Below are 16,477 nucleotides of genomic sequence, written 5' to 3'. Positions count from 1 at the left end.
TTTGCTTAAACTCGTTAGCGTAAAGGTAAAAATCGCACTTGCCCTTCCCATTCTCCTTCCAGACTGCACTCAGCTATTAGCAAAATTTCCTCGATCGCCAAACCTGCGGAAACACGGCGACTGACTTCAAATAACCCAGGCATTGCAAGACCTGCTTGCATTCGATCGCAGGCGAAGTTGGTCATCGTTGCTACATCGTGAGTTAGTAACACGCGCCCTTATAGCGCTGCCCATTCTAAGACGGTTGGGTCTTCAGCTTCGATCGACCCCACATCTTGAACGCGGACAATATCAACGTCGGGATTCCGCCGCAGAATACCTCGGACAATCTGATTGTTAAAGTTCTCGTCTGCCAAGAATCGCAGCATATAAAACTACCCTTTTTGGTTGCGTCTTGCTAATAGACGATCGCGTATTCCAACTGGGTTAAAACGCCTTTCTGCTTCCTGCTGAACTTCTGCGGCAAGACGTTGACGTTCCATCAGATAAGCGTCAAGCGATTTTAGATTTTAGATTTTAGATTTTAGATTGACTTGCGCGAGATAAATTCGGGGGGCAAGTTTCTCGGATACAGCTTTTTTATTTCTGGACGGATGAATCCGGGGGCTTGTATCCTGGATGGTTTCGGTCAACTTCGGATTGGTGTCGCAAGTAGTAGCCGATCGCAAAATAAATATCGGAAAGTTCAACAGACGGGTACTGTCCCCGGATTTCTTCTGCTGTGCCTCCTTCAAGAAAAGCTGTAATGACTGTATCTAGTGTGAGGCGGGTTTTGCTAATGCGGATAACACCGTTTGCATCAGCCACAAGCGGAATTGGTTCAGCCGTCGGAACAAGTAGCATTTTGAGATTGATGGCAGTGTTAGTTTTCTCTCTTCAGCTTAGCAGTTTGCTAAGGTCGAGCGCCTTTAGAATCAGGATAAGTTCTGGGTTGTGAATTTAGCTTGGCTGTGAGAGGATGTATCAAAAATATGTCTTTATGAAACTCAAAATTTTGACTGGACTCCTGACAATGTTAGTTGTTTTTGCAATCACGAGTACGCTCTTTTGTCAACCCAGCATTGCGGGAAATAATCGCTTTTTTGCGATACTTTTCCATATAATTAGCACTGGGATTCTGAACGGTTAACCAGTTTTAACTCTGATACTATTTTTCCCACAATTCCGGGAGCGATAAATAAGGACATGGCTGCACCAATGTTAGCAGCCGGAACAGGCAGAATGAGCGCTCATTCTGCTTTTGGGCGCTCGCTATCTTCGAGCATTTTACATCCTTCGCGGCGACGATCGCTTTGAGTGAAAATCTAACTTTTTGTTAACTATTAATAAGCATTTTATGAACGGACTCTCCGGCCCGTCCCACAATAAAATTTACTCTTTGTGGAACAGGCAGGAGAGCCTGTTCTTGTTTTGTGGAACACGCCGGAGAGCCAATTCTTGTAATTAGAACAACCTACTGATTTCGCAATGCCCCACCTGCGAGAGCAGTTAAAATCGCCACGCCAAAAGCCAGCCGATACCACACAAATATCCAGGTATTTTGAGTTTGCAGAAACTTGAGCAGCCACGCGATCGACAAATAAGAAAACACAAATGCCGAAATCGTTCCCACTATCAAAGCTGCAACTCCAGCATCGCCGATTCCTTCTCCCAAAGCACCCTTCAATTCCACTAATCCAGCGAGAGTAATTGCTGGAATTCCCAATAAAAAAGAAAACCGCGCGGCGGCGGATCTTTCCAATCCCATGAACAATCCTGCTGTGAGAGTGGAACCCGATCGCGAACACCCCGGAATCAAGGCTATTGCTTGAGCTAATCCCATAAAAATGCCGTCTGAGACAGTTAACTTTTCATAAGTGCGATTGCGCTTGCCAGTTTTTTCTGCTATTGCTAACAGCAGCGACATGACGATCGAAGCAATGGCGATGCTGGTCAAACTCCTGAGCGGCGATTTGTCAAAATCTGGAACCAATGCCTTGATTAGCAGCCCAAAAAAGAGTATGGGTATTGTTCCCAAAACAATTCCCAGCGCTATTTGAAACTCTTGCGATTTGTAGTCGCGCCGCACCACTGCATCTACAGCACCCAAAGTTATAGTTGTCAAGTCTTGCCAGAAATACCAAAGCACTGCAACAATACTGCCCAACTGAATAACAGCAGTATAAGCAACCCCCGGATCTCCCCATCCCAGGGCGATCGGCACTACCTTCAAATGAGCGGTGCTGCTGATGGGCAAAAACTCTGTTAATCCTTGCACAATTCCTAAAACAATCGCCTGCACCAGATTGATTTGAGCCGGTCCGGAAACATCAGCAGCCGGCGTTTGGGCGAGGAGTGCGTCAAGCAAAGCTATCATTAGTTGTAAATTCCCAGTTGTCAGTTTCTAGTAATCAGTTGAATTTAATATCTTGCACCCTTCTGGGAAGCTAGAAGCCCATCCCACCACAAATAAATTTTACTGTGGCGCGGACAGTTCCAGTCCGCCCCTGAAAAGCCATCGCAAATAGCGATCTTCTGCCTGTAGAATACCCTTGTCGATCGCCAATATCAGCAATTTACGATCGTCGAGCCGAAACTACTTTAACCTACTCAACAACATTTGCCTACATTTTGCTGATAAACTTAGGAAAGTTTTTGCATCTGATTTCGCTTTTGTTACAGCAACTGCCCACAACCTATGATATTTCCTGAGAACAAAAATTCAATTGTTACTGCTGCTTCTGGCATCCGCTGGCTGAGGCGAATCTTGTCAGCCAGTCTTGTAACAGTGGCGATCGCACTTAGCTTCATACTGCTAAGCGGCACTGCGCCTGCCTTGGCAACTCTCACAGACGATCGCTTTGACGGTACAATATTTGCCCTCTACGCCGGCAACGGTTCCCTAGTTCCTCCTAAAGTCAAGATTGCAGATTCTTTCAAACGCCATAAACCCGTACTGTTAGTTTTTTACACTGATGACAGCAGCGACTCCAAGCAATACGCGATCGTCGTCTCTCAACTCCAGGAATTTTACGGCCGCGAAGCAGATTTTATCCCCGTAACAATTGACTCTTTGCCTCCGGAACCGTCACCAAAAATCACGGAACCAAGCCATTATTACGAAGGTTTTGTACCTCAAACTGTCATCCTAGACCAATCGGGAAAAGTAGTTTTTAATAAGAAAGGACAAATACCGTTTGAACAGGTAGACGATGCCTTTCGGAAAGTATTTGACTTGCTGCCTAGAGAAAAATCAATTCCGCTCAAACGCCGCGTCGTGAACGAACTTAACGTCGAATTATCGAAGTAAAATGTGGCAATAAGTAAAATCAATTCCGGTTGCACCGGAATTATTGTTGACTGTTGACTGTTGAATCGGCGTCGAAAAACAGAATGGTTGAGTGTTAACTGTTGGCTCGATTTTATTATTCCGATGCAACCGGAAAGGATCTAAGCTAATTTCCATAAACGAAATACTTCCGAGGCCCGACTTCTTGCACAAGTCAGGTCTCGAACAGCTATCAAACCAATTCTGTATTAAAAATGAAGTCGGAAATCAAAATCTTATTAATCGCGGTTGTGACGGTATTTTTTGTTTTAAAAACTGCCGAAGTTGGGCGATCGATAATTAGCGCTTTTCCTGACAGCAGTTCCCGCAAACCTCTAGCTTTAAATCAATATACAGGCGTCGCCTATCTTGATGGGGCTTTCTGTACTGGTTCGCTGCTAAGGGGAGGGTTGTACGTTCTCACGGCGGCCCACTGTCTGAACGAAGGCGGAGTTAAGGTTCCTGCTGAAACGGCAATTAAAGCAATTTTTAAATTGCCTAGCGGTGAAGTTAGCATCCCCGTTAGCAAATATTATATCCATCCGGGCTGGACTGGTTACGAATCCGAGGTTGGCAACGATATTGCTATTTTGAAGCTGAAAAGGATCGCGCCGCCAAGTATCGAACAGTACGAGATAAATAGAAAGAAAAATGAAGTGGGGAAAGTATTGACAAAAGTTGGATACGGATATATTGGTTTAGGTGCAAAGGGACAAGATGAAAATTCTAATTCAGACGCGAAAAGATATAGAGGACAGAATTGCTATGATGCTTTAATTGATGTTTTGAAAGATGCTACAGAATCAGATATGTCGCAATTGGTTTTGGGCAGTCAATTAATCTTTGATTTTGACGCGGGAACTAGCGAACACGATGCTTTGGGGAGGCATTTTCCGAGGTTGCGCGATCGCGGTTTGGGAAAAAATGAGATAGCTACGGCTAGCGGAGATTCGGGCGGGCCTTCGTTTGTTGGCGGGAAGATTGCGGGGATTAGTTCTTGGGGTTATAGCGATCGAGGATTTTTCAAAACAAACATCAGCGATATTGATAAAATTGACGATAATGGCAGTTTTGGGGAAATTTCCGGCGACACGCGGGTATCATTTTATGCAAGTTGGATCGATCGGGTGACAAAAAATCCCTAATAGTGGTTGAGGTTAATTTTAGTTTAATTGCGGCCAGGTTTTGCTGGGCCCGCACAAATTACGAGTTGCGTTTCAATCCCTAATAGGGTTTTAGTTTGATTGCGGCCTCTATCTGGAGATTTGGCTCACCGGGACTGTGGTTTCAATCCCTAATAGGGTTTTAGTTTGATTGCGGCTAAAGATTCTCCCCTACTTTTCTTACAGCAAGTAAGTTTCAATCCCTAATAGGGTTTTAGTTTGATTGCGGCACCAACCGCAGAATGCGAGATTTGCTCAACTCGACGGCGCGCTCGTTTCAATCCCTAATAGGGTTTTAGTTTGATTGCGGCATTATGCAAAACCAAATAGTCCAGATTGGGCAGATATGTTTCAATCCCTAATAGGGTTTTAGTTTGATTGCGGCTTGCGGCAATGAATCGCTTGACTGTTTCCCCAGTAATCTTTTGTTTCAATCCCTAATAGGGTTTTAGTTTGATTGCGGCTTTGATTTGCACCGCGCTATCAACTACATACGCTGTGCGCTCGTTTCAATCCCTAATAGGGTTTTAGTTTGATTGCGGCGCAAGCTCCGACTGAAAAAAGCTGGCGATCGCGACCAGCACGAAAAGTTTCAATCCCTAATAGGGTTTTAGTTTGATTGCGGCTCAACAAAGGTTTTGCAGATACTTCTCAGCTCTCTCCTGTTTCAATCCCTAATAGGGTTTTAGTTTGATTGCGGCTTGCACTCGGTGCCGAGACTCAAATCAGCCAGGTACTCTTGTTTCAATCCCTAATAGGGTTTTAGTTTGATTGCGGCATTTTGTCACAACTGGCTCGACTGCCAATTCTGTGTTTCAATCCCTAATAGGGTTTTAGTTTGATTGCGGCATTCGCTCGTCGAGCCGCTCAAGAATAACAGCACGATCCAGTTTCAATCCCTAATAGGGTTTTAGTTTGATTGCGGCTATGGTTCGCACAGTACCTTGAAGTAATAAACATCTGGTTTCAATCCCTAATAGGGTTTTAGTTTGATTGCGGCTTTTTGAGGTGCTGGTACGTTTTGCGGTTGAATGTTTCAATCCCTAATAGGGTTTTAGTTTGATTGCGGCAGGTACAACTACTAAAACAGGCTACCGCTTGGCGGCACGTTTCAATCCCTAATAGGGTTTTAGTTTGATTGCGGCTCAGCCGCGCCAGCGTGGCTCGCAGCATCGACAAAGACGGGTGTTTCAATCCCTAATAGGGTTTTAGTTTGATTGCGGCGATAGTTTGCATGGATTATGGCGGTAGCGAACCGCCTAGTTTCAATCCCTAATAGGGTTTTAGTTTGATTGCGGCGCAGCTTGTATTCGTATTGGTGAATCCTTAGGAAGTTTCAATCCCTAATAGGGTTTTAGTTTGATTGCGGCCAGCGATGGCAGTCGCCCACAAGGAAGCGACTGGTAGTTTCAATCCCTAATAGGGTTTTAGTTTGATTGCGGCAGTACGTACTAGAAGAATACCAAGCTAGCGATCGTAAGTTTCAATCCCTAATAGGGTTTTAGTTTGATTGCGGCCAAGTGGTGATGGAGCTTGCTGATCGCACTGGTGTACGAAGTTTCAATCCCTAATAGGGTTTTAGTTTGATTGCGGCCCCGAAAGAAGAACGCGCCGAAAAAGCCGAGAGTGTTTCAATCCCTAATAGGGTTTTAGTTTGATTGCGGCATTGGGAACACGTCTATGAGTCCGGGGGGTTTGAAGTTTCAATCCCTAATAGGGTTTTAGTTTGATTGCGGCCCTAGTGTTCCGGGGTTTTGTGGTTCAGCGACTGGGTTTCAATCCCTAATAGGGTTTTAGTTTGATTGCGGCGTCAAAAGTTGCGCGGTGGACTAACTGGAGAAATCCGTTTCAATCCCTAATAGGGTTTTAGTTTGATTGCGGCACGGACAAAGGCTGCCCATCCTATGTGCTTCACAGTTTCAATCCCTAATAGGGTTTTAGTTTGATTGCGGCTTATGGCGTCAATTTTAGTATCTCCCCGTCTCCAAGCTTTGGTTTCAATCCCTAATAGGGTTTTAGTTTGATTGCGGCGTAAATACGGCTGCACTGCTGATGACGATTTTTTCGTTTCAATCCCTAATAGGGTTTTAGTTTGATTGCGGCAACAAAGTAAGCGCAAACATACTTAGGAAATTCTAAAGTTTCAATCCCTAATAGGGTTTTAGTTTGATTGCGGCATGATATTAAGCGATCGAAATCGACAATCGTTAAATGGTTTCAATCCCTAATAGGGTTTTAGTTTGATTGCGGCTTTGACGACCAAGCTTCAAGAGATAGAAGCGAAGTTTCAATCCCTAATAGGGTTTTAGTTTGATTGCGGCTTGCGTGTCGTAGAGCCAACTACTGTCCGACCATAAGTTTCAATCCCTAATAGGGTTTTAGTTTGATTGCGGCACCAGGCAATCGAAGATGCAAAAGTGCGATCGCGTTTCAATCCCTAATAGGGTTTTAGTTTGATTGCGGCGTCGGGGTTGCGGTTTTGATCCGCAGCTTGGCATTGTTTCAATCCCTAATAGGGTTTTAGTTTGATTGCGGCCTTACACCCCCAGCTTTTACGATTATCAATCCAGTGTTTCAATCCCTAATAGGGTTTTAGTTTGATTGCGGCGGAGAAAGTTTAATCGTGTAGGCTCCTACAGAAAGTTTCAATCCCTAATAGGGTTTTAGTTTGATTGCGGCTTGGAGGATTTGGAGTCAATGTTTCTTCCGACAAAGGCAAACTAGGTTTCAATCCCTAATAGGGTTTTAGTTTGATTGCGGCTTATTAGAGTATTTGCGACAAGCAGAAGAAACTTTAGTTTCAATCCCTAATAGGGTTTTAGTTTGATTGCGGCCCACAACTCGCCCACAACAGCAGCCGACCGCACAAAAGTTTCAATCCCTAATAGGGTTTTAGTTTGATTGCGGCATAGTTGGCGGTGTCCAGTTCCTTTACAACTTTAACTGGGTTTCAATCCCTAATAGGGTTTTAGTTTGATTGCGGCTAAAGTTCGAGTTAAAATCCTTTTAGAGTTTGCTCCTGACGTTTCAATCCCTAATAGGGTTTTAGTTTGATTGCGGCTTTTGAATTAGGGAAAGGTGGGCCGACTATTGTTAAGTTTCAATCCCTAATAGGGTTTTAGTTTGATTGCGGCGCTGGCGAGTAGTTGCAGCACGTATGTAGATTTCGGGTTTCAATCCCTAATAGGGTTTTAGTTTGATTGCGGCAGAGAATACTGACAGTTTACCAGCGGCCACTAAAGTAGTTTCAATCCCTAATAGGGTTTTAGTTTGATTGCGGCGCAAGTTTTGTGCGGAATTCACTTGAAAGCAGGACTGGTTTCAATCCCTAATAGGGTTTTAGTTTGATTGCGGCCCATTTTTGACGGCGGCTGTATTTTTTTGAGATAGGTTTCAATCCCTAATAGGGTTTTAGTTTGATTGCGGCGCAGCGGATCGGATTCAGGAAATCTCAGCCCTTGAGTTTCAATCCCTAATAGGGTTTTAGTTTGATTGCGGCCTGCAGCGGTAGAGGAAGAGTTGGCATTAGATGATGTTTCAATCCCTAATAGGGTTTTAGTTTGATTGCGGCATCAGGAAGACATAGCTCAATTAGAAGTTGAGGCGAAAGTTTCAATCCCTAATAGGGTTTTAGTTTGATTGCGGCAAATTGTCCAAAGGGTGTGAGCCTTAAGCAGGTAGTTTCAATCCCTAATAGGGTTTTAGTTTGATTGCGGCCTGGACTGTCATCAACTGTCATCAACTGTCATCAACTTGATGTTTCAATCCCTAATAGGGTTTTAGTTTGATTGCGGCCGGCGCGGCGGCGTACCGCGAGAGCCTCCTATATCAGCTTCAAGTCCGGCGTTTCAATCCCTAATAGGGTTTTAGTTTGATTGCGGCGCCGTCCGCACAGGCAAAAATGCTGAAGGGAAGGTTTCAATCCCTAATAGGGTTTTAGTTTGATTGCGGCTGAAAGAGCGTACAGGTACCGGCAAGAAGATACGGTTTCGTTTCAATCCCTAATAGGGTTTTAGTTTGATTGCGGCCAAAACCGCTCGCGACGGTCAACTAACAAAAATCACTGTTTCAATCCCTAATAGGGTTTTAGTTTGATTGCGGCTTGTTTCGCCAGCTCGCACAACTTTCCCGGCAACATGTTTCAATCCCTAATAGGGTTTTAGTTTGATTGCGGCACCTTGAGAAGAACTCCTCAAATTCAAATAAAAGTTTCAATCCCTAATAGGGTTTTAGTTTGATTGCGGCGGTTGCTGTAGATAGAGTATTCTACTAAAAGATATCTAGGTTTCAATCCCTAATAGGGTTTTAGTTTGATTGCGGCTTTTGCAAGATAGTTCATCTTTCCAAGGGTAGCGAGCAATGTTTCAATCCCTAATAGGGTTTTAGTTTGATTGCGGCATATCATGACTCATTTAAGAGAGATGCACGACGCTTTGTTTCAATCCCTAATAGGGTTTTAGTTTGATTGCGGCATATCCTGAGTCTAAGTGGGAGTGGTATGTATTAGCCGAGTCAGTTTCAATCCCTAATAGGGTTTTAGTTTGATTGCGGCAATTTGACAGCTACAGAAAGTCTTTTTACTTAGTTTCAATCCCTAATAGGGTTTTAGTTTGATTGCGGCTTATCTGCGGTAAAGTGGCTTTCTCTCATTCCTAAAGTTTCAATCCCTAATAGGGTTTTAGTTTGATTGCGGCTATAAGGATTAGTCAATATCAATTAGAATTAGCAAGGTTATAGTTTCAATCCCTAATAGGGTTTTAGTTTGATTGCGGCTTGAACTTGGGACACACGAAGTGTCTCGGATAGGAAAGTACCAAGTGTTTCAATCCCTAATAGGGTTTTAGTTTGATTGCGGCGCAGTAACTGCGGATACTGAATCGTCCGCCAACACTACAAGTATCGTTTCAATCCCTAATAGGGTTTTAGTTTGATTGCGGCATTTACTTACTGCATTACTACAACAGCGAAAAGTTTCAATCCCTAATAGGGTTTTAGTTTGATTGCGGCTTACTCCCAATTTGCCTTTAGTGCTACCTATGCCAGCACCAAGTTTCAATCCCTAATAGGGTTTTAGTTTGATTGCGGCCTATGTGTGGGCTCTGTGGGAGTGGGCGAGAGTGTAAATGAGTAAGTTTCAATCCCTAATAGGGTTTTAGTTTGATTGCGGCGTGGTTTGCTTCTGAGATTGATTCGGATTATCGATCGTTTCAATCCCTAATAGGGTTTTAGTTTGATTGCGGCAAGTAAGCCCATAAAAAAGCATCCTCTCAAATCGAGAAGTTTCAATCCCTAATAGGGTTTTAGTTTGATTGCGGCGAGCCGGACGTTGTAAGTTTGTGGCTTCAGGCTATTGCCTAAAGTTTCAATCCCTAATAGGGTTTTAGTTTGATTGCGGCCAGAGATATCGTTCCAAGTAAGAGTGAGTAATTCTCCAAACTGGTTTCAATCCCTAATAGGGTTTTAGTTTGATTGCGGCTTACCTTCACTATGTGAATTGGCAAGCCTCTTACAGCGAAGTAGTTAAAGTTTCAATCCCTAATAGGGTTTTAGTTTGATTGCGGCCTCTCCTGTCGTCTAATTTTTCTGCTCATATTTTATCAGAGTTTCAATCCCTAATAGGGTTTTAGTTTGATTGCGGCTTTTACGAGAGGCCCTCAACACCGATTACAAAACCTTCAGTTTCAATCCCTAATAGGGTTTTAGTTTGATTGCGGCTCAATCCAGCGCGAAATGGGCCAGAGAATTTGCCCGATCGGTTTCAATCCCTAATAGGGTTTTAGTTTGATTGCGGCCCGCAGTTCCACTCAATGCTCCGGGCGATCGCGTTTCAATCCCTAATAGGGTTTTAGTTTGATTGCGGCACACCTCCAAATTTAATCAATTGTGCGCCTGCCGTGTTCGGTTTCAATCCCTAATAGGGTTTTAGTTTGATTGCGGCTGATGCTGAGCCAAGCCGTCATCAGATTTGTAATGTTTCAATCCCTAATAGGGTTTTAGTTTGATTGCGGCAGGAGCTGGAATTTTATGAGCAAAATGCCAGCCAAGGTTTCAATCCCTAATAGGGTTTTAGTTTGATTGCGGCCCTGTTCCCAACCCTCCTATTAGAAAAAAGATGGTTTCAATCCCTAATAGGGTTTTAGTTTGATTGCGGCTCCTGTGACTGAGCTCCAAGTTCTCCGCTCTATAAGTTTCAATCCCTAATAGGGTTTTAGTTTGATTGCGGCTCAAGTGTTACATAAATTATGTCAGCATTCAACAACGGGTTTCAATCCCTAATAGGGTTTTAGTTTGATTGCGGCTTTACCCAGTATTTTAGCTCCAATCCCGCCAACGTTTCAATCCCTAATAGGGTTTTAGTTTGATTGCGGCCGCCCGTTCCAGAAGCCTTACTGTATTTGGTTTTCAAGGTTCAATTCCGTGAATCTAAAACAAAAGTACCATTCCAGCCTTTGCCTTGTCAATACCCAAATTTTCATCCTCACTCCAAAGCGTTATCCTGTAAAGCTTTCAGACTTTCCGTGAATCGTTTTTTCAGAGGGTGAGCCTCAAACTGTTGCTGCACATGGGTTCCAGTCGAAAAATTTCATACCCCGATTTTTACAGCTACCCATTCACGGAAACTAGGCAAAAAATGTAGTTCGATCGCCCCCAAAACCCGCAGACAGCCACAATTCTCTGAATAATTATAAGCCGTCAGGCAAAATAGATCAGAACCCTTAAACTTCAAACCATGACCAAAACCTTAATACCCGTGATTCTCGCCGGCGGAAAAGGCGAACGCTTCTGGCCTCTCAGCCGCAAGCAGCGCCCCAAACAGTTTTTGAGTCTCGACGGTAGCGGCAAGAGTTTGCTGCAAGCTACAGCCGATCGACTTTTAACATTAGGTAACGGTTGGGAGGATTTGTGGGTGGTAACGTCCGAAATGTTGGCTGCGGGAGTCCGCGAACAGTTACCGCTGCTACCTCCTGAGAATTTGCTGGCGGAACCCGAGGGCCGGGATACTGCACCCGCAGTGGCCTGGACTGCTATAGAAACTGCGAAGCGTTACGGTGAAGATGCAGTTGTCGGGTTTTTCCCTGCAGATCACTGGATTGGGGAACCGGAGGAGTTTGTCAAGACTTTGGAGGCGGCGGCCCAGTTGGCGAGAAAGGAAAGTGCGATCGCCACTTTGGGAGTCAAGCCGAGTTATGCTTCCACCGGCTACGGCTACATCGAACAAGGCGAGGAAATCGGCAGTTTTGGGGGTTTTCCGGCTTATCGGGTGGCGAGATTTACCGAAAAGCCCGATCGTACAACTGCTGAAGAATTTGTAGCCAGCGGCAAGTTTAGTTGGAACGGCGGAATTTTTGTCTTTCGAGTCGGAACAGTCTTGACAGAATTGCGAAATCATGTACCGCAAATGATGGCAGCTTTGGAAGCAAAAGGCGCGCAGGCGTACTCGGAATTACCCAAAATTAGCATCGATTACGCGCTGATGGAGAAGACGCAAAAAGCCTGTGTTCTGCCCGTAGGTTTTAGCTGGGACGATTTGGGAGATTGGAATGCGATCGGCCGTTTGCTGCAAGGAGACAAACCGAATGTCGAGTTAGCAAAACACGTCGGAATTGACACCAAAGGCGGCATCTTATATGCAGCGGATGAGAATGAAGTAATTGTCACCATTGGTTTAGAAGATGTGGTAGTTGTCAGAGATGGCAACGTAACTTTAATTGTGAAAAAAGATAGGACGCAGGAAATTAAACAGGTAATCAAGGTGTTAGGAGAAGATGATAAATTGAAAGATTTGTTGTGATGTAAGTACGGCACAGATTGGGCAGGCGAATCCACAAAAAATTAATCACTCTTTATCCAGACTTTCGTTCGTTTCTTAATCTGTGTCGTTCTTTACTATTCTACTTTTGTTGTTCGCACTTCCACTGAAGCCATTGTTTGACCAGATTCCTAATTAAAGCATCTGCTTCTGATAGTGACATAGGTTCTTTGGGTGGAGCGTTCTGGTTCTGATCGACACCGTGCCGTGCATCATCACCAATTGCGCTTTGACTATTAGCAGTATGCTTGAATTGCCTAATCTTATCTTTAATAATCCACTGTTCAATCTTTTTTTTACCAGCATCTTTTTCGACAATTTCATAAACTTTGTAAAGATTAATCCAGTTATGTTCAAAGTCCCTAAATTGTCTAAAAACATTTTTAACTATCTCGTCTTCTTCTGCCAGCTTCCTCCAGGATTCAAACTCTAATTTAGGGATTATATCTTGACCGCCTTCTAGTTGGATAGAAACAGAACAACTTGAACCCACGTTAATTGTGGCTGAAAGCGCAAACCGCCTATGACGCTTACCTTCTTCGTCAACTTCGCAGATGATATCAGGCTTAAGAAGTGGAAAACCTGGAAAATAAATCATTGCAACAGCACTTATATCTTGAAGAGGTTTAGTAGCTTCCGAATGTACAGCAGAGTGATTCGTTAGTGATTCCCAGCGCGAAGAGGTTAGGTAATATTCATCATTCTCTGCCATTAAGCTAAACTCATCTGATGAACGCAGCAAGTCCGACAAATTGTCAAAATCCGACTTTTTAACATCTAGTAAAACTAGCCATTTCATTGGAAAAACCTCCTAATCCTAATTTTGAAAAAAATACAACTTTATAAATCAACTCGGCTGGACTGGATCGCCCTCGCAAGTAGTCTGGGGCGACTTTCGCCATCAAATCTCGTTTGCGACTTCCCGTTAAATTTTGGGCTGCATCGAGGAATGTCGCGAATGATTGCATCACTCAGCATCTTCTGGCTTTTTTCTAAGCTTTGCAATCGTCAATGGTTGCATTGCCTCTCTTCAGATTCTGCCTGGGACTTTATTTTTTCCCAAGTCTCCAACTGCGTAAACGCGCTTTACGTCCACCTCCCCTGGCACGCTGACGGAGTTGCTGGAACAAGCGCCGGCTCATACACCGCGTTCAAGACGCCGCAAGAGGGCATCAAAGGCTTTCTGGTTTAATCCGGTCATCGCCTGCAGGAATCGGTCAAGGTGAGCGTGTACGTTCCATGTTGAGCATTCCCTTCACCCTGTCTCGTTCTTCCTCTTCTCTCCTATTCCCCAACAAGTCTATAAATTGAAGTGATTGATTTGATAAAAAAGAACATTTGCTCTTATGAGTGGAGGTTGACTAAAGTAAAGCCATCAAAGAAAAACGCCAGCGAACATTAACCAGTCAGCTTCAACTAGACATTCACCCGTGAGGTTTGCCATGAAATCCACTCTATCCAACAGCGTTAATGCAAAAATGAAACCCGCCAACCATCAAATTCCTTTACAGCTTACCCCTCAAAAACCAGAGGAAAAAGCATTAACTCGCGGACAGCATTTAGCAGATACCCTAGCAGCGAAAGTGGGTTCGTGGCCCTTTTTGATTGGACAGACAGTAGTCCTCGCCGGGTGGGTGGGCGCGAACCTGACACCGGGCCTTCCTCACTGGGATCAGCAGCCCTTCATCCTGCTCAACTTAGTATTCTCTTTTGCCTCTGCTTACACTGCACCGATTGTGTTAATGAGTCAAAACCGCCAGTCGGATGTCGAACGCGAACAAAATCTCTACAATCATCAAGTTAATCTCAAAGCGGCTCACGATGTGGTACTACTGCACGAAAAGATCGATCGATTAAGCCACCACATTCCTGACTTAATGGAAAAGCTCAATCAGCAACAGCCATCTGTCAGTCCTATCAAAGTGATGGTGATGCCAACCCCCGTTAAGGCAATTACCGAAGTTAATGAAGCAGCTAAGCCGTCTGCTGCAGATCGCAAGCAGAAGCCTGAGGTTTCCATACTACTTCCCCAAGTATTTAACTCGAAATTTGACTCATCTAAATATGCGGAAGAGATGCCAATTTTACTTCCCAATCAAAAGCCATCAACACATTCGGTATCTGCGTCAACCTATTTCAAACTGTGACAATCGACGTTATTACTCAGTTAGTTATATCGTCATTCTAGCCAATCTGTTCAGTAACATTTTTTACAAAAAACACACCTCAACATCAATGAATCTCCGGCACTATTCCAGCCATACTACCATCACAATCTAGGCAGTTAGATATGAACCCATTCATTACCGCTATTTCCACAGGTCTTACAGCTTTCACCGCCACAAATTTAGATGATATTGTCATCTTGCTGCTGTTTTTCTCCCAAGTCAATGCTGTTTTTCGACGCCAACACATTGTTACAGGACAATATGTTGGGTTCGCAGCACTGGTGCTGCTTAGTCTTCCTAGCTTCTTTGGCTGTATGATGGTGCCGCGCCCTTGGGTGGGGATGTTGGGGTTAGTACCAATTGCCATTGGAGTCAGCCGCCTGCTAAATCGAGATACAGAGGCAGATGATAAAAATACAGCTACAGATTCACCTCAATTCCCTATTTTTGCTAGTCTTTTATCGCCACAAACTTATAGCGTAGCTGCGGTGACATTTGCTAATGGAGGTGATAATGTGGGGATTTATGTCCCGTTGTTTGCCAACTGCACTTGGGATAGCCTGCTAGTGATTCTGAGCGTCTTTTTCTTGCTAGTGGGTGTCTGGTGTTATGTAGCCTATCAACTAACTCGCACGAGCGCGATCGCAACCCTACTTGTCCGCTACGGCAATTCCCTTGTTCCCTTCGTTCTAATGGGTCTGGGTACGCTGATCCTGCTCGATAGCCATACTCTAGAGAATCGCAGTTTAACGGTAGTTACTTTAGCTATCAGTTGCTTGTGGCTGCTGATATTGCTTAAAGACAGTTACCAATCGTTAGAGACTGCACCTAAAGTCGAAAAAATTTAGGCAAGCTAGGGTTCAAGTTTCCTCCACTTTGCTGAAGTTGGAAAATATTTTATAACTTCAGCAAAGTGGAGGGGTTTTCCAAGAACAAACTCTGATTTATTACACAAAGGAGAACAAAAATGATGAAGCTTTTCAAAGTAATTCTGGTGGCTTTAGTGCTTTTCGTAAACTTAGCTGTAGCTCAGCCTTCTTGGGCCGGCAAGGATTTCACAAAGGGGGCTGACTATGCGGAAGTGACACAGGAATTGAATCAACTTTTGTCAGCTCAGAGCGATCCTTCCACTGCGGGTTATACGCCTGAACAGTACCAACAACGGTTGGCAGAATTGCAAATGCAGAAGTACGTGATCGAAACTGCTAAAAAGCGGGCTCAGTGTCGTAATGAAACCGGGCAAACGCTGGCAGTTTATGCGAATTTGCCGAAAAAATCGCCGACGCAACTTTATTTCCTGGGAGCTGGTACGATTACAGATGATGATTGGGATTGCGATGGTATTTACTTGCCAGCAGGAACTCAAGCTACTTTAGGCCCGGCGGCTCAGCCACTTTCTTTGGCTGAACCGGTTGCTGTTAAGGTTGTAGATGGTACGCAGCTAGTTGCTACAACGAATGCAGCAACGGGTGGTATTCAATTGAATGTTGCCCCTGCTAAAGTTTTTAAAGCGGGTGAGACAACTTGGGCCCTGCCCTCGTTTTCTCAGGCCCAGATTAATGCACAAGTTCCTACGCCGCAACTGATTGATTAATGCTTCTTTAGGAACGGTTAACAGTTAGGGACTTGGGACAAAATAAAGTCCCAAGCCTAATAGAGGAGAGGCAATCGCCAATAATTGCATTGCCTCTCCTCTAAAGCTCACAAAAAAGCCAGAAGATGCTCAGTGATGGAATCATTCGCGACATTTCTCGATCCGGCCCCAAAGTTAACGGGAAGACGCAAGCATTCAACTTGGCTGTAAATATGACGTGGAAGGGACTCAAACCAATTGTACATTTGCTAGAAACGACCTATGAAAAAGGGATTAACGTTCTATCTCAGGAACTAGAAAAGTACCTCCGCTTATGACCTCGCTCCTCCATCCTGCCTAAATGGGAGATCGCAATTGTTCCCACTTGATTGAGATTTTATTTAATCGCCAGTCGCTTTCTGGTAAAAATACTTTAGGCTGTTTCTCAATAAACTT

At 44.2% G+C, this 16,477-nt stretch carries 12 protein-coding genes and 1 CRISPR repeat array; of the genes, 7 read left to right on the top strand and 5 right to left on the bottom strand.

What is annotated here, in order from left to right:
* Positions 1-14 precede the first annotated feature (14 nt).
* From QUA80_RS02400 to QUA80_RS02385, 4 genes are all read right to left on the bottom strand, one after another.
* Positions 15-212, bottom strand: a complete 198-nt coding sequence (locus QUA80_RS02400; RefSeq protein ID WP_333421061.1) for a hypothetical protein — start codon at positions 210-212, stop codon at positions 15-17.
* A 6-nt stretch (positions 213-218) separates the two neighbouring features.
* Positions 219-368 (bottom strand): DUF5615 family PIN-like protein, encoded by a 150-nt coding sequence (locus QUA80_RS02395; protein ID WP_333421059.1) that lies wholly within the window; start codon positions 366-368, stop codon positions 219-221.
* A 211-nt stretch (positions 369-579) separates the two neighbouring features.
* Complete coding sequence (locus QUA80_RS02390) at positions 580-843, bottom strand: DUF433 domain-containing protein (RefSeq protein WP_333421057.1); 264 nt, start codon at positions 841-843, stop codon at positions 580-582.
* 610 nt (positions 844-1,453) lie between these two features.
* A complete protein-coding gene (locus tag QUA80_RS02385) occupies positions 1,454-2,356 on the bottom strand; it encodes an undecaprenyl-diphosphate phosphatase (RefSeq protein ID WP_333421055.1) in 903 nt (300 codons plus the stop codon).
* A 321-nt stretch (positions 2,357-2,677) separates the two neighbouring features.
* Here QUA80_RS02385 and QUA80_RS02380 point away from each other — a divergent pair, with 321 nt between their 5' ends.
* From QUA80_RS02380 to QUA80_RS02370, 3 genes are all read left to right on the top strand, one after another.
* Complete coding sequence (locus tag QUA80_RS02380) at positions 2,678-3,289, top strand: thylakoid membrane photosystem I accumulation factor (protein WP_333421053.1); 612 nt, start codon at positions 2,678-2,680, stop codon at positions 3,287-3,289.
* 233 nt (positions 3,290-3,522) lie between these two features.
* Positions 3,523-4,452 (top strand): trypsin-like serine protease, encoded by a 930-nt coding sequence (locus QUA80_RS02375; RefSeq protein WP_333421052.1) that lies wholly within the window; start codon positions 3,523-3,525, stop codon positions 4,450-4,452.
* Positions 4,453-4,521: 69 nt separating this feature from the next.
* A CRISPR array of direct repeats spans positions 4,522-10,839; the repeat unit is 37 nt; unit sequence GTTTCAATCCCTAATAGGGTTTTAGTTTGATTGCGGC.
* Between the two features lie 361 nt (positions 10,840-11,200).
* Positions 11,201-12,262: a mannose-1-phosphate guanylyltransferase gene (locus QUA80_RS02370; protein WP_333421050.1), complete on the top strand. Its 1,062-nt coding sequence runs from the start codon at positions 11,201-11,203 to the stop codon at positions 12,260-12,262.
* 100 nt (positions 12,263-12,362) lie between these two features.
* Here the strand turns inward: QUA80_RS02370 and QUA80_RS02365 are convergent, their stop codons facing one another.
* Positions 12,363-13,079: a hypothetical protein gene (locus QUA80_RS02365; protein WP_333421048.1), complete on the bottom strand. Its 717-nt coding sequence runs from the start codon at positions 13,077-13,079 to the stop codon at positions 12,363-12,365.
* A gap of 643 nt (positions 13,080-13,722) precedes the next feature.
* Here QUA80_RS02365 and QUA80_RS02360 point away from each other — a divergent pair.
* The 4 genes from QUA80_RS02360 (at position 13,723) to QUA80_RS02345 (ending at position 16,359) form a co-directional block, all read left to right on the top strand.
* Positions 13,723-14,427, top strand: a complete 705-nt coding sequence (locus QUA80_RS02360) for a DUF1003 domain-containing protein (protein WP_333421046.1) — start codon at positions 13,723-13,725, stop codon at positions 14,425-14,427.
* A 143-nt stretch (positions 14,428-14,570) separates the two neighbouring features.
* Entirely contained in the window at positions 14,571-15,296 is a 726-nt protein-coding gene (locus QUA80_RS02355; RefSeq protein ID WP_333421044.1) for a cadmium resistance transporter, read from the top strand.
* Between the two features lie 119 nt (positions 15,297-15,415).
* Positions 15,416-16,042, top strand: a complete 627-nt coding sequence (locus tag QUA80_RS02350; RefSeq protein ID WP_333421042.1) for a hypothetical protein — start codon at positions 15,416-15,418, stop codon at positions 16,040-16,042.
* Positions 16,043-16,167: 125 nt separating this feature from the next.
* Positions 16,168-16,359 (top strand): hypothetical protein, encoded by a 192-nt coding sequence (locus QUA80_RS02345; RefSeq protein ID WP_333421040.1) that lies wholly within the window; start codon positions 16,168-16,170, stop codon positions 16,357-16,359.
* Positions 16,360-16,477 lie beyond the last annotated feature (118 nt).

The sequence above is a fragment of the Microcoleus sp. F4-D5 genome (genome assembly GCF_036704885.1).
In the GTDB taxonomy this organism is placed as follows: domain Bacteria; phylum Cyanobacteriota; class Cyanobacteriia; order Cyanobacteriales; family Microcoleaceae; genus Microcoleus.
The sequence above is the reverse complement of the archived record's forward strand: the minus strand, read 5'-3'. Positions and strand labels throughout refer to the sequence as shown.